Origin of the sequence: Defluviimonas sp. D31, assembly GCF_033436765.1 — a bacterium.
In the GTDB taxonomy this organism is placed as follows: domain Bacteria; phylum Pseudomonadota; class Alphaproteobacteria; order Rhodobacterales; family Rhodobacteraceae; genus Albidovulum.
The window spans coordinates 479,779-493,356 of sequence record NZ_JAWQFN010000001.1; the positions used below are offsets into that span (position 1 = coordinate 479,779).

Genomic DNA, 13,578 nt, shown 5'->3' on the forward strand with positions numbered 1-13,578 from the left:
TTATTTCTCCGTGGAAGTGCGGTCGGCCGGTGCGCCCACCGGCGGCCAGGCCATGAAGGCCAGAACGAAAAGCGGCGCGAGCGACAGCGCCGTCGGAATCAGGTACGCGAAGGCCATGCCGCCGCCCATATAGAGCGTGCCGATCAGCGCGTGAGACAGCAGCAGGCCGAGCACGGGCGCCGCGCAGACCGAGAGCATCGGCCCCCGGAAGCCCGCCTTCTGGAAGACGACGACGTAGAGGACCGAGGCAACCAGCGGACCGAGGAAGGAGAGAACCATCATGCGACGCTCTCCTCACTGGTGCTGTGAAAACCAAACACGCCCATGGACACCACCACGCGCGGATCATTCAGCGGGCGCCGGAGCTGCCCGCTGGTCGGTTCCGCGATATGGTGGCCAGCCGTGTGCATTGCTTACTCTGCCGCCATCGCGCCCGTGCGGCCGGTGCGCTTCGCCTTGATTCGGTCCTCGATCTCGCCGCGGAAATGGCGGATGAGACCCTGGATCGGCCAGGCAGCCGCATCGCCGAGAGCGCAGATCGTGTGGCCTTCGACCTGTTTCGTGACGTCGAGAAGCATGTCGATCTCCTCGACCTCGGCTTCGCCCTTCACCAGCCGGTCCATGACCCGCATCATCCAGCCGGTGCCTTCGCGGCAGGGCGTGCACTGGCCGCAGGATTCGTGCTTGTAGAACTTCGAGAGCCGCCAGATCGCCTTGATTACGTCGGTCGACTGGTCCATCACGATCACGGCGGCGGTACCGAGGCCCGAGCGCTGCTCCCTGAGCCAGTCGAAGTCCATGATCGCGTCTTCGCATTGCGCCGCATTCAGCATCGGCACCGAAGAGCCGCCCGGGATTACCGCCTTGATGTTCTTCCAGCCGCCCCGGACCCCGCCGCAGTGCTTCTCCAGAAGCTCCTTCAGCGGGATCGACATCGCCTCTTCGACGACGCAGGGATTGTTCACATGCCCGGAGACGCCGAACAGCTTGGTGCCGGTGTTGTTCGGGCGCCCGAAGGAGGTGAACCAGTCCGCGCCGCGGCGCAGGATCGTCGGCACGACGGCGATCGATTCCACGTTGTTCACCGTGGTCGGGCAGCCGTAAAGCCCCGCGCCGGCCGGGAACGGCGGCTTCATCCGCGGCATGCCCTTCTTGCCTTCGAGGCTTTCCAGAAGTGCCGTCTCCTCGCCGCAGATATACGCACCGGCACCGTGGTGGACGTAGATGTCGAAGTCGAAGCCCGACTTGCAGGCGTTCTTGCCGACGAGCCCGGCGTCATAGGCCTCGTCGATCGCCGCCTGCAGCGCCTCGCGCTCGCGGATGTATTCGCCGCGGATGTAGATGTAGCAGGCATTCGCGCCCATCGCGAACGAGGCGATCAGGCAGCCCTCGATCAGCGTGTGGGGATCATGGCGCATGATCTCCCGGTCCTTGCAGGTGCCGGGCTCGGATTCGTCGGCGTTGACGACGAGATAGGACGGGCGGCCGTCCGACTGCTTCGGCATGAAGGACCACTTGAGGCCGGTCGGGAAGCCCGCCCCGCCCCGGCCGCGCAGGCCCGACGCCTTGATCTGGTCGATGATCCAGTCGCGGCCCTGCTTCAGGATGCCGGCGGTGCCGTCCCAGTGGCCGCGCTTCTTCGCGCCGGCCAGCGTCCGGTCATGCATCCCGTAGAGGTTGGTAAAGATCCGGTCCTGATCTTTCAGCATGTCAAATCCTCATTCCCCCTGGCGCTTTTGACGCCGCCAGATCCGCCAGGTTACAACCAGCGCCCAGAAGAACGCGGCCAAAGCTGCCAGGTCGAACAGAACGGCGTAACGGTCGCCCGGCTCGACCAGCCATTGCGCGCCGAGCCACAGAAGACCCGTGGCGGCGATCACCACCGCCACCCCCCGCGCCTCCCGCGCGAGCCCTTGGTCCTTCTGGTTCGGTGCGCCCATCGAACTCACTCACCGCGCGCCGCGCTCGCGGCGCGCTCTGAAAACTCGGTCTGGCCGCCACGGGCCAGGATCTTTGCCTGCTTCACCCACTCGTCGCGGGTGATGCGGCCGTGAAAGCCCACCATCAGGCTGTCGACGAAGGCGATATCCCGCGCCTTCCACGACGCGATCTGGTCGAAGTGCCAGATCCCGATTTGGTTGAGCTGCTGTTCGATCGCGGGCCCCACGCCCTTGATCAGCTGCAGATCGTCTGCCCGCCCGCGCCGCGGCGCCGCAAGCCGTTCCGGAGACGCGTCCGGCACCCGCTCCTTCGACTTGGCGAGCGCCGCATCGAGCCCCGTGCTCGCCGCGGAAACACCCTGTGCGACCTTCCGCAGATCGTTGGCCACCGGCCGGGTCTCAACGGGCTCGTCCTCTTTCGCGTCCTTCTCAGGCTCCGGCCTTGCGTGCGTGACCGGCACGGCCGCGACCTGCTCCGCGCGGCCGCAGAATGACCAGACGAAGATCAGGCCGAGCGCGGCGAAGACAGCGAGCCCCGCGACGAGGGAACCGGCCACGGGAATCTGCGCCACATACACGAGCGCCAGCGCCACGAGCACACCGCCCGCGGCCGCCACGGCCCATGTTGTGCGGCGGCAAGCCGCCCGTGCAGTCTCCGACATCGCTCCCAATCCCCGTCACGATCCCTAGTAGACGTCGCCCTTCTCGACCCGAGCCGAGAACTCGGTTTCGCCGCCGGCGGCAAGAAGCTTGGCCTGCTCCACCCAGCCGTCGCGGCTCGCCCGACCCTTGAAGCCCTCGAGGTTCTCGTCGACCCAGGCCAGTTCCTCGGCCGTCCAGGCCGCGATCTGGTCGAAATGGTAGAAGCCGAGGCTGTTAAGAAGCTCCTCGAGCTTCGGGCCGACACCCTTGATCTTCTTGAGGTCGTCCGCCCCGCCCTCGCGCGCCACGTCGAGCGCCTGCGGCCGTTTCGCCGCGCCGGAAGCTTTCGCGGGCGCCGGTTTCGCTTCGGCCTTGGCGGCGGCCTTTGAGGCGGGCTTCGCTGCCTTGCCGAGCCACGGCGTCAGGAGCGGCACCTCGGTCCCGTCGATCCGCTTCAGCGTGTCGCCGATATCGGTCGCGAGCCCTGCCGAGGCGTTGTATTTCGCCTTGCCGGCCTCGTACTCGGTGAGGCTCGTCAGCCCCGAGAGCGGCTCGGAAGCGTAGCGGCCGTTCTGCGGGCCCGGCACCGGCACCTTGCCGGCCGCCATGTCGTCGAGGAGCTTCGCGAAGCTCTCCGCCGTCAGGTCCTCGTAATAGTCCTTACCGATCTGGGCCATCGGTGCGTTGGTGCAGGCACCGAGGCACTCGACCTCTTCCCAGGAGAACTTGCCGTCGGCCGAGAGCTGATGCGCCTGGGGCGCGATCTTCTCCTTGCAGACCTTGATCAGGTCCTCGGCCCCGCAGATCATGCAGGACGTTGTGCCGCAGATCTGGATATGGGCAACAGAGCCAACGGGTTGCAGCTGGAACATGAAGTAGAAGGTCGCGACTTCCAGCGCCCGGATATGCGCCAGCCCCAGCATGTCGGCGACATGCTCGATCGCGGCGCGGGAAAGCCAGCCCTCCTGTTCCTGCGCACGCCACAGGAGCGGGATGACCGCCGAGGCCTGCCGGCCCTCGGGGTATTTCGAGATCTGACCCTCCGCCCAGGCGAGGTTCGCGGGCGTGAAGGCGAAGTTGTCCGGCTGAACCGGGTGAAGACGGCGCAACATCAGCGATCCACCTCTCCGAAAACGATGTCCATGGTGCCGATGATCGCGGCGACGTCCGCCAGGAGATGGCCCGAGGCCATCCAGTCGATCGACTGCAGGTGCAGATAGCCCGGCGCGCGCAGCTTCGCGCGGTAGGGCTTGTTGGTGCCGTCGGCGACGAGGTAGACGCCGAACTCGCCCTTGGGCGCCTCGACGGCGGCATAGACCTCGCCCGAGGGCACGTGGAAGCCCTCGGTGTAGAGCTTGAAGTGGTGGATCAGCGCCTCCATCGAGCGCTTCATCTCGCCGCGCTTCGGCGGGGTGAGCTTGCCGCGGGCAAGCACGTCGCCCTTGCCCTCGGGTGCGCGGAGCTTGGCGATAGCCTGATGGATGATCGAGGTCGACTGGCGCATCTCTTCCATGCGGCAGAGATAGCGGTCGTAGCAGTCGCCGTTCTTGCCGACGGGGACCTTGAAGTCGAACTCGTCATAGCATTCGTAGGGCTGGGCGCGGCGCAGGTCCCAGGCCATGCCCGAGCCGCGCACCATGACGCCGGAATAGCCCCATTTCAGCGCATCCTCCTCGGTCACGATGCCGATATCGGCATTACGCTGCTTGAAGATGCGGTTCTCGGTCAGGAGCCCGTCGAGATCGTCGATGACCTTCGGGAAGTGGTTCGCCCATTCCTCGATGTCGTTCAGGAGATCGTCGGGCAGGTCCTGGTGCACGCCGCCTGGACGGAAATAGGCGGCGTGGAGCCGCGCCCCGCAGGCGCGCTCGTAGAAGACCATGAGCTTCTCGCGCTCCTCGAAGCCCCATAGGGGCGGCGTCAAAGCGCCGACGTCCATCGCCTGCGTGGTGACGTTGAGAAGGTGGTTCAGAATGCGGCCGATCTCCGAGTAGAGCACCCGGATCAGCTGACCCCGGCGCGGCACCTCGACCCCAGTCAGCTTCTCGATCGCGAGGCACCAGGCATGCTCCTGGTTCATCGGCGCGACGTAATCGAGCCGGTCGAGATAGGGCAGGTTCTGCAGGTAGGTGCGACTCTCCATCAGCTTCTCGGTGCCGCGGTGGAGAAGACCGATATGCGGGTCACACCGCTCCACCACCTCGCCGTCAAGCTCCAGCACAAGGCGCAAAACGCCGTGCGCCGCAGGGTGCTGAGGGCCGAAGTTGATGTTGAAGTTGCGGATCCGCTGTTCGCCCGTCAGGGCGTCGTCATAGCCTCTGGAGCCGTCCATCATTTCGCCCCCTGTTTCTCGTCGCCCGGAAGGATGTATTCCGCGCCCTCCCAGGGGCTCATGAAATCGAACTGCCGGTAATCCTGCGTGAGCTTGACCGGCTCGTAGACCACGCGCTTCAGCGCCTCGTCATAGCGCACTTCGGTGTAGCCCGTGGTCGGGAAGTCCTTGCGGAGAGGATGCCCCCGGAAGCCATAGTCGGTGAGGATGCGGCGCATGTCGGGATGGCCGGTGAAGATTATCCCGAACATGTCGTAGACCTCGCGCTCGAACCAGTTGGCGGAGGGGTGGATGCCGATGATCGAAGGCACCATCTCGTCCTCGCGGACCTGGGCACGCACGCGGATGCGGGTGTTCTGGTACATCGAGAGGAAATGGTAGACGACATCGAACCGCTGGGCGCGCTCGGGGTAGTCCACCGCCGTGATGTCGACGAGCGTCGAGAACCGGCAGTTGCGATCGGCGCGGAGGAACTCGATGAAGCTTACGAGACCGGCGGCCGTCACCGTGACGTTGAGCTCACCAAAGGCGATCTCGGTCGCGACCACCTCGTCGGGGCGCTTGAGTTCGATATGGAGGCTGAGTTCCTGAAGGTCTTCGGACATGGAACTCTCCTCAGCGAACGAGCGTGCCGGTGCGGCGGATGCGGCGCTGCAGTTGCAGGATGCCGTATAGAAGCGCCTCGGCCGTGGGCGGGCAGCCCGGGACGTAAATGTCCACCGGAACGATCCGGTCGCAGCCCCGCACCACCGAGTAGCTGTAGTGGTAGTAGCCCCCGCCGTTGGCGCAGGAGCCCATCGAGATGACGTAGCGCGGCTCGGGCATCTGGTCGTAGACCTTGCGCAGCGCGGGCGCCATCTTGTTCGTCAGCGTGCCGGCGACGATCATCAGGTCCGACTGGCGCGGGGAGGCGCGCGGCGCGGTGCCGAAACGTTCGAGGTCGTAACGCGGCATCGAGGAATGCATCATCTCGACCGCGCAGCAGGCAAGCCCGAAGGTCATCCAGTGCAGCGAGCCGTTGCGCGCCCAGTTGATGATGTCCTCGGTCGTGGTCAGCAGGAAGCCCTTGTCCTGCAGTTCGCGGTTCAGCGCCTGGGTCGCGACCTCGCGGTCGGCGCCGGCGGTGTTGGCCCCGGTCATCACGCCCATTCCATCGCCCCCTTCTTCCATTCGTAAGCGAAGCCGATCGTCAGGACGGCGAGGAACACCATCATCGACCAGAACCCGACCATCGAGACGTCCTTGAACGCCACCGCCCAGGGGAAGAGGAAGGCCACTTCCAGGTCGAAGATGATGAACAGGATCGAGACGAGGTAGAACCGGACATCGAACTTCATCCGCGCATCATCGAAGGCATTGAAGCCGCATTCGTAGGCCGAAACCTTCTCCGGATCAGGGTTGCGGACCGCGATCACCACGGCCGCTAGGATCAGCACAAGACCAAGGCCGACGGCCATGGCGAGGAAGATGAGGATGGGAAGGTATTCTCGCAGCAGCTCGTCCACCGTTGGCTCCTTCGTCTCGCGCGGGGTTCACCGGCGCGTGATATGGCTTCGGCCCGTTTACTCCCCCGCCCCGACGGGGTCAACCGAAGGAGGCCGCCAATATGTCGCGGATGGTGCGGAAAATGTCGGACCTGATGGGCAGTTACCGCTAGCTGACCATGGCGGCGGCGGGCTTCGGACCGCCGATGCCCTTGTCGCCGTTCAACTCTTCCACGATGGCGCGCGCTTGTCGAAGAAGGCCGCGATTCCCTCCGCCGCCTCGGCGCTTTCCCAGCGCCGGACCAGCGCCTCGATCGTCCCTGCGATCACCTCCTCGTCGATCCGCGGCCCGAGCCTGCGGGCCAGCGCCTTGGCCTCGGCAACCGCACCCGGCGCACAGGCGAGATAGGGCGCGACCTCGGCCTCGACCGCACCGTCGAGGTCTTCGGCATCGACCGCGCGGGCGAGCAGACCCAGCGTCACCGCATCTTCGGCGCCGAAAAGCCGCGCCGACATGAAGACCCGCCGCGCCATCGCCTCGCCCATGCGGGCCAGCACATAGGGCCCGATCGTCGCCGGAATCAGGCCGAGCTTCGTCTCGGTCAGGCCGAACCGCGCCTGCGCCGCGCCCACCGCCACGTCGCAAACCGCCGCCATGCCGACACCGCCGCCTAAAGCATTGCCCTGGATCCGGCCGATCACCGGCTTCGGGCAGGTGTTGAGCGCGTTCAGCATCATCGCGAGCCTGGTCGCTTCACGCGCCCGAGTCGCGCCGTCCGCCGCGATCTGCTCGCGCATCCAGCCGAGATCGCCGCCCGCGCAGAAGGTCTCCCCCGCCCCGGTCAACACGACCACCCGCACCGCGGGGTCGCGCCCGAGCCGTCCCGCGGCCTCGGTCAGTTCCGCGATCATCGTCGCCGAGAGCGCGTTGTGCTTCTCGGGCCGGTCGAGCGTAAGCCGCGCCACCCCCCGGTCGTCGCAGTTGAGGCTGATCGTCTCGTACATTGCCGTCTCCCGTTCCTTCTAGCTCCCGGTCACCCGCGCATCGCCCGCGCCATCGCCGCAGCCCTCGCAAGGCAGTCGCGGTCGAGCCCGGTCTCGTAGCCGAGCGCCCGGAGCCGCGCCTCGACCGCCTCGGTCGCGACGTTGCCCGCAGCACCGGGCGCGTAGGGGCAGCCGCCGAGGCCGCCAACGGCGGCGTCGAAGACCCTGAGGCCCCGCGCCAGCGACGCCTCGATATTGACGAGCGCCCGGCCCGCAGTGTCGTGGTAATGCCCGGCGAGCCGCTCCGCCGGCAGTTCTTCGAGCACCGCCGCCAGCATCGCATCGATCGTCTCGGGGCGCCCCTGCCCGATCGTGTCGCCGAGGCTCAGCTCGTAGCAGCCCATGTCCCGCAAGGCTGCCGCGACCTGCGCCACGGCCTCCGGCGCGATGGCGCCGTCATAGGGGCAGTCGGTCACGACCGAGACATAGCCCCGGACCAAGATCCCGTCGGCCTTCGCAGCCTCGGCCACCGGGCGGAACCGGTCGAGGCTCTCGGCGATCGTGCAGTTGAGATTGGCCTTCGAGAAGCCCTCCGAGGCCGAGGCGAATATGGCCACTTCGTCGGCCCGCGCGGCCTTGGCCGCCTCGTAGCCCTTCATGTTCGGCGTCAACGCCGCGTAGGACACGCCCTTCACGCGGCGGATCCCCGCCAGCACCTCGGCGCTGTCGGCCATCTGCGGCACCCATTTCGGGCTCACGAAGCTCGCCACCTCGATCCGCCGGAACCCGGCGCGGCTGAGGCAGTCGACGAGCGCGATCTTCTCCTCCGTCGGAATGGTCCGCTTTTCGTTCTGGAGCCCGTCGCGCGGCCCCATCTCGACGATCTCGACCCGTTCAACCATCCCATGCCTCGTAGAAGTCGCGCTTGTAGAGCAGTTCGGCCCGCTTCGGCGGCAAGGCCTTCTTGAAGGCAGGCCGCGCCGTCACCCGGTCGTACCAGGCCGCCAGCGTCGGGAACGCCTCGATCCGGGCGAAGTGGCGCGCCATGTAGAGCGCCTGCCCAACGCCGATGTCAGCGGCCGAGAAGCCGCGATCGAGAAGGTGCACGCGTCCCAGCAGCCGCCGCTCCAGCGCTCCGTAGCACTTATCCAGCCGCTTCGCCTCGATCCGCATCACGACCGCGCTGCGCATGGAGTCGTCGTAGAGCGCGATATGCTGCTGGGTCAGCGCCGCGGTATGCTGGCTTATCGTTTCGGCGAAATGCACCCAGATGAGCCAGTCCGCCCGTTCGGGATCGCCCGGCATCCGGCCAAGGCCCGCCGCGGGGAACCGCTCGCAAAGGTATTCGGTGATCGCCCCGCTCTCCCAGATCACCCTTCCTTCGATCTCCAGCGCAGGCACCCGCCCGGCGGGGTTGACCGAGAGATAGTCGAGCGACCTGAGCGACTTGTCGAACGGATGTAGCACCACGTCGAACTTCTGCCCGAGTTCATTGAGCAGCCAGAGCGAGCGCATGGAGCGCGTCTGGTGGCAATGGTGCAGGCGGATCACGCCGCATCCTCCTCGAGCCGAACCAGCGCCGCGCCGGCCTCGACCTGGGTTCCGGCCGCGACCAGCACCTCGGCCACGGTGCCGTCGCGAGCGGCAGTCAGCGTATGCTCCATCTTCATCGCTTCAAGGACCGCGAGCCGCTCACCGGCCGCGACCGCCTGCCCGGCGGTGACGAAAACCGCCTTCACGAGCCCCGGCATCGGCGAAAGCGTGAGCCCGCCGCCCGCATCCGCGCTGTGGCGGTCGAGGGGATCGGTCAGGTCGAAATGCCAGGCGCCGGGGCCGAAGATGCTGACCGTGCCGGGCGTCAGCACGATCCGCGCGCCAGAGGGCCGGTCATTCACCCACCATGCGCCGGATTGGAGCGCGCAATCGGCGGCCTCGCCCTCGATCGTCACCCGTGCCCTGCCGGGGCCGAGCGCCTCGACAACCGCCTCGAACCCGTCGAGCGCCACGGTCCGGCGCAGCGGCGCCCAGAGCGTGAAGCCCGCCATCGCGCCGCCGCCCTCGGCGAGCCCTGACGCGCCGAGCGCGGCCAGTGCCTGCACAGCAAGTCCCGGCGCAGCCGCCGCGGTCAGCGCGGCGAGATCGCGGGCGATGAGGCCGGTATCGACATCGCCCGCCCGGAACCCCTCGTGGCGCGCGAGTGCCGCGAGAAACGACAGGTTCGTCACCGACCCGGCGACCTCGGTATCCTCGAGAGCGGCCGTGAGCTTAGAGAGCGCGATGGCGCGGGTCGGCCCGTGGACGATGATCTTGGCGATCATCGGGTCGTACCAGGGGCTGATCGTGTCGCCGGGGCGCACCCCGGTATCGGCGCGCGCGCCTTGAGGGAAATGCAGATGCGTGAGCGTGCCGGTCGCCGGAAGGAACCCCGCCGGCACGTCCTCGGCGTAGAGCCGCGCCTCGAAGGCGTGGCCCGAAAGGCGGATATCCTCCTGCCGCGAGGTCAACGGTTCGCCGGAGGCGACGCGAAGCTGCCATTCGACGAGGTCGATGCCGGTCACCGCCTCGGTCACCGGGTGTTCGACCTGAAGGCGGGTGTTCATCTCCATGAACCAGAAGCGGTCGGGGCGCAGGCCCTCGGACCCGTCGACGATGAACTCGACCGTGCCCGCGCCCTTGTAGCCGATCGCTTCCGCCGCGCGCACCGCCGCCTGGCCCATCGCCTGGCGCATCTCCTCGGTCATGCCGGGGGCGGGCGCCTCCTCGATCACCTTCTGGTGGCGGCGCTGGAGCGAGCAGTCGCGCTCGAAGAGATGGACGGCGCGGGTGCCGTCGCCGAAGACCTGCACCTCGATATGGCGCGGCTTCTCGATGTATTTCTCGATCAGCACGGCGGGATTGCCGAAGGCGGTCCTTGCCTCGCCTTGCGCGCTTTCCAGAGCTGTGGCGAAGTCCGCGGCCCGCTCGACCAGCCGCATTCCCTTGCCGCCGCCGCCGGCGACCGCCTTGACCAGAACCGGATAGCCGATCGCGTCGGCCGCCCCTGCGAGGTGTTCGGGATCCTGGTTTTCACCGTGGTACCCCGGCACGACGGGCACACCCGCCTTTTCCATCAAAGCTTTAGCCGCGTCCTTGAGGCCCATCGCCCGGATCGCGGAGGAGGAGGGGCCGATGAATACGAGCCCCGCCTTCTCGACCGCATCGACGAAGCCGGGGTTCTCGGAGAGGAAGCCATAGCCAGGATGGATCGCCTGCGCACCGGTCGCTTGTGCCGCGGCGATGATCGCCTCGCCCCTCAGGTAACTGTCGGCCGGGCGTGGGCCGCCGACATGAACCGCCTCGTCGGCCATCGCGACATGGCGTGCGACGGCGTCGGCATCGGAATAGACCGCGACGGTCGCAACGCCGAGCTTGCGGCAGGTATCGATGACGCGGGCCGCGATTTCGCCCCGGTTGGCGATCAGGATCTTAGAGAACATGCGTCCATCCTTGTGGCAAGGCCGGGGGTTTCACACCCCCGGACCCCCGTGGGGTATTTCGTCAATGAAGAAGCGCAGGAGGATATCATGAGCCGAGATCCTCGATCAGCCGGAAGCGCTCGCAGACGAGTTCCATCTGCGGGTCGAAGCCGCCATTTCGTTCGAAGAAGCCACGGTGACCGGCGCGCCAGCCCTCGAGCGAGTCGTTCTCGCCCTCGGCGAGCGCGAAATCCTCGCCGACATCGCAGAACCGCCGGACCTCGACGGCGCGGGTCTCGATCACGAGGGCCGGCGCGCCGTCCCAGTCGAGCGCGATGTCGCGCCGGCCGACGACCGGCATCGGGTCGGCGCCGGCCTCGAAGTCCCGAAGCGCGCCGCAGGTCGCGGTCTTGGCGCCTGAACGGACGAGCGCGAGGAGCGCGTCGCAAAGCGCCCGGCAGTCGCCGAAAGTGAAGGTCTCGGCGCCCGGATACCGCGCCTTCGCGGCCTGAAGCGTGAGGATCGTGTTCGGTTTCGCCGCCATCACGCGCACCATCCGGCGCGCCGGCCGCCACCATAGGGGCGGGCATGGCCGCCCTCGATCATGCGCCGCCGAACCGGTTCGCCATCGACAAAGAGCGCGACCAGCGCGCGGCCGCAGCGGTCCTTGCCCTCGCGGACCAGTTCCACCGTTTTGGCCCGCCATATCGCCTGGCGCAGCGCCCATTTCGCGCGGATCGCGGCGGCGAGCTCGGAGGGGCAGGACGGCGAGAAGAGTTCGGGCGTGTCGTAGCCGGTAAGCCGCGCCGGCGTCTCGCCGCCGTCCGCGCACCACATCCGGACCGTATCGCCGTCGACGACGCGGTAGATGCGGCAGGCGCCGCCCGTCGAGTCGACCGGCCGCGCCACCGCGAGGATCGCGTCGGCGACGCCCGGCAAGACGATGAGACCGACCGACGCGACCACGATCACGGCGTTCAGGTAGAAGCGCGGATCCGCGAGCCGCCAGGACCGGCTCTTCCGGTGCGGCGGTAGACCCATGCTCCATCTGGGCGGCCGCCGGTAGTCCCTACTGAAGCGGATCACGTTGTTGCGCCTTTTCGCCATCGCTCACATCCGGAAGACGCCGAAGCGGGTCGGCGCGATCGGCGCGTTCAGCGCCGCCGAGAGGCTGAGGCCCAGCACCACGCGGGTCTTTCTCGGGTCGATGATGCCGTCGTCCCAGAGCCGGGCGGAAGCGTAGAGCGGGTGCGACTGTTCCTCGAACATCTCGATCGTGGGGCGCTTGAACTCGGCTTCCTCCTCGGGGCTCCATGTGCCCCCTGCCCGCTCGATCCCGTCACGCTTGACGGTCGCAAGAACGCCCGCCGCCTGTTCGCCGCCCATCACCGAGATGCGGGAATTGGGCCAGGTCCAGAGGAAGCGCGGCGAATAGGCGCGCCCGGCCATGCCGTAGTTGCCTGCGCCGAAGCTCCCGCCCACGAGCATGGTGATCTTGGGCACCGATGTCGTTGCCACCGCGGTCACCATCTTGGCGCCGTGCCGGGCGATGCCCTCGTTCTCGTATTTGCGGCCAACCATGAAGCCGGTGATGTTCTGGAGGAACACCAGCGGGATGCCGCGCTGGCTGCACAGTTCCACGAAATGCGCGCCCTTGATTGCGGATTCGGAGAAGAGCACGCCGTTGTTGGCGACGATGCCCACGGGGCAGCCCTCGACGTGGGCGAAGCCCGTCACCAGCGTCTCGCCGAAGCGCGGCTTGAACTCGTCGAAGCGCGAGCCGTCGACCACGCGCGCGATCACCTCGCGGATGTCGTAGGGCGTCCGCAGGTCGGCGGGGACCACGCCGAGGATCTCCTCGGGGTCGTAGGCCGGGGCTTCGGGGCTCTGCCACTGCACGGTTGCGGGCTTTGCCCGGTTGAGGTTGCCGATGGCGCGGCGGGCGATCGCCAGCGCATGGGCGTCATCCTCCGCGAGGTAGTCGGCGACGCCGGAGAGCCGCGTATGGACATCGCCTCCGCCGAGGTCCTCGGCGCTGACGACTTCGCCCGTGGCGGCCTTCACGAGGGGCGGCCCGGCGAGGAAGATCGTCCCCTGCTCCTTCACGATGATCGAGAGGTCGGACATGGCCGGGACATAGGCGCCGCCTGCGGTGCAGGAGCCCATGACGACGGCGATCTGCGGGATGCCCTTGGAGCTCATCCGGGCCTGGTTGTAGAAGATCCGGCCGAAATGGTCGCGGTCCGGGAAGACCTCGTCCTGGTTCGGAAGGTTGGCGCCGCCCGAGTCCACGAGGTAGACGCAGGGCAAGCAGTTCTCCTCGGCGATCTCCTGCGCGCGGAGGTGCTTCTTCACCGTCATCGGGTAGTAGGTGCCTCCCTTCACGGTGGCGTCGTTGGCGACCACCATGACCTCCTGCCCATGAACCCTGCCGATCCCGGCGATGACACCGGCGGCGGGGGCGTCGCCCTTGTACATGCCGTGGGCGGCGGTGGCGCCGATTTCGAGGAAGGGCGAGCCTGGATCGAGAAGGTTCGCCACCCGCTCGCGCGGCGGCATCTTGCCGCGTGCGACATGGCGGGCGAGGGATTTCTCACCGCCCCCGGCGGCGGCCAGATGAGCGGCTTCGGAGATGCGCGCCAGCGCGGCTTCGTGCGCGGCGCGGTTGGCGCGGAAATCGTCTCCGCGGGTCAGCACCTTACTGTCGAGCTTCATCGAACTGCCTCCCGTATCTGTCCCCA

The 13,578-nt window shown here is 67.6% G+C and carries 16 protein-coding genes; all 16 read right to left on the bottom strand.

Annotation, left to right across the window (positions count from 1 at the left end):
• The 16 genes from R5H32_RS02320 to R5H32_RS02395 all read right to left on the bottom strand — a co-directional run bounded on the left by R5H32_RS02320 (position 1) and on the right by R5H32_RS02395 (position 13,552).
• Positions 1-282 carry a hypothetical protein gene (locus tag R5H32_RS02320; protein WP_318337068.1) on the bottom strand — a complete coding sequence of 94 codons (282 nt, stop codon included), beginning with the start codon at positions 280-282 and terminating at the stop codon, positions 1-3.
• Between the two features lie 131 nt (positions 283-413).
• Positions 414-1,709: an NADH-quinone oxidoreductase subunit NuoF gene (gene nuoF / locus R5H32_RS02325; protein ID WP_318337069.1), complete on the bottom strand. Its 1,296-nt coding sequence runs from the start codon at positions 1,707-1,709 to the stop codon at positions 414-416.
• A 9-nt stretch (positions 1,710-1,718) separates the two neighbouring features.
• The gene (locus R5H32_RS02330) at positions 1,719-1,940 is read right to left on the bottom strand and encodes a DUF5337 family protein (RefSeq protein WP_318337070.1); all 222 of its coding nucleotides are present in this window, start codon (positions 1,938-1,940) and stop codon (positions 1,719-1,721) included.
• A gap of 5 nt (positions 1,941-1,945) precedes the next feature.
• A complete protein-coding gene (locus tag R5H32_RS02335) occupies positions 1,946-2,557 on the bottom strand; it encodes a hypothetical protein (RefSeq protein ID WP_318337071.1) in 612 nt (203 codons plus the stop codon).
• Positions 2,558-2,626: 69 nt separating this feature from the next.
• Positions 2,627-3,694: an NADH-quinone oxidoreductase subunit NuoE gene (gene nuoE, locus R5H32_RS02340; RefSeq protein WP_318337072.1), complete on the bottom strand. Its 1,068-nt coding sequence runs from the start codon at positions 3,692-3,694 to the stop codon at positions 2,627-2,629.
• On the bottom strand, positions 3,694-4,914 hold the full coding sequence (locus tag R5H32_RS02345) for an NADH-quinone oxidoreductase subunit D (protein WP_318337073.1): 1,221 nt from the start codon (positions 4,912-4,914) through the stop codon (positions 3,694-3,696). Before R5H32_RS02345 ends, nuoE begins: the two co-directional genes overlap by 1 nt.
• Positions 4,914-5,519, bottom strand: coding sequence for an NADH-quinone oxidoreductase subunit C (locus tag R5H32_RS02350; RefSeq protein WP_318337074.1), 606 nt, complete (start codon positions 5,517-5,519; stop codon positions 4,914-4,916). Before R5H32_RS02350 ends, R5H32_RS02345 begins: the two co-directional genes overlap by 1 nt.
• Before the next feature lie 10 nt (positions 5,520-5,529).
• A complete protein-coding gene (locus R5H32_RS02355) occupies positions 5,530-6,063 on the bottom strand; it encodes an NADH-quinone oxidoreductase subunit B family protein (RefSeq protein WP_318337075.1) in 534 nt (177 codons plus the stop codon).
• Positions 6,054-6,419, bottom strand: a complete 366-nt coding sequence (locus R5H32_RS02360) for an NADH-quinone oxidoreductase subunit A (protein ID WP_318337076.1) — start codon at positions 6,417-6,419, stop codon at positions 6,054-6,056. Before R5H32_RS02360 ends, R5H32_RS02355 begins: the two co-directional genes overlap by 10 nt.
• A 201-nt stretch (positions 6,420-6,620) precedes the next feature.
• Entirely contained in the window at positions 6,621-7,403 is a 783-nt protein-coding gene (locus tag R5H32_RS02365; protein ID WP_318337077.1) for a crotonase/enoyl-CoA hydratase family protein, read from the bottom strand.
• A gap of 29 nt (positions 7,404-7,432) precedes the next feature.
• Positions 7,433-8,284 carry a hydroxymethylglutaryl-CoA lyase gene (locus tag R5H32_RS02370; RefSeq protein ID WP_318337078.1) on the bottom strand — a complete coding sequence of 284 codons (852 nt, stop codon included), beginning with the start codon at positions 8,282-8,284 and terminating at the stop codon, positions 7,433-7,435.
• Positions 8,277-8,933, bottom strand: a complete 657-nt coding sequence (locus R5H32_RS02375) for a glutathione S-transferase family protein (RefSeq protein ID WP_318337079.1) — start codon at positions 8,931-8,933, stop codon at positions 8,277-8,279. Before R5H32_RS02375 ends, R5H32_RS02370 begins: the two co-directional genes overlap by 8 nt.
• Entirely contained in the window at positions 8,930-10,858 is a 1,929-nt protein-coding gene (locus R5H32_RS02380) for a biotin carboxylase N-terminal domain-containing protein (protein WP_318337080.1), read from the bottom strand. The genes R5H32_RS02375 and R5H32_RS02380 overlap by 4 nt, the downstream gene beginning before the upstream one ends.
• A gap of 85 nt (positions 10,859-10,943) precedes the next feature.
• A complete protein-coding gene (locus tag R5H32_RS02385) occupies positions 10,944-11,381 on the bottom strand; it encodes an ASCH domain-containing protein (RefSeq protein WP_318337081.1) in 438 nt (145 codons plus the stop codon).
• Positions 11,381-11,878, bottom strand: a complete 498-nt coding sequence (locus R5H32_RS02390) for a hypothetical protein (protein WP_318337082.1) — start codon at positions 11,876-11,878, stop codon at positions 11,381-11,383. The genes R5H32_RS02385 and R5H32_RS02390 overlap by 1 nt, the downstream gene beginning before the upstream one ends.
• A 69-nt stretch (positions 11,879-11,947) precedes the next feature.
• Complete coding sequence (locus tag R5H32_RS02395; protein WP_318337083.1) at positions 11,948-13,552, bottom strand: carboxyl transferase domain-containing protein; 1,605 nt, start codon at positions 13,550-13,552, stop codon at positions 11,948-11,950.
• Between the last annotated feature and the right edge of the window lie 26 nt (positions 13,553-13,578).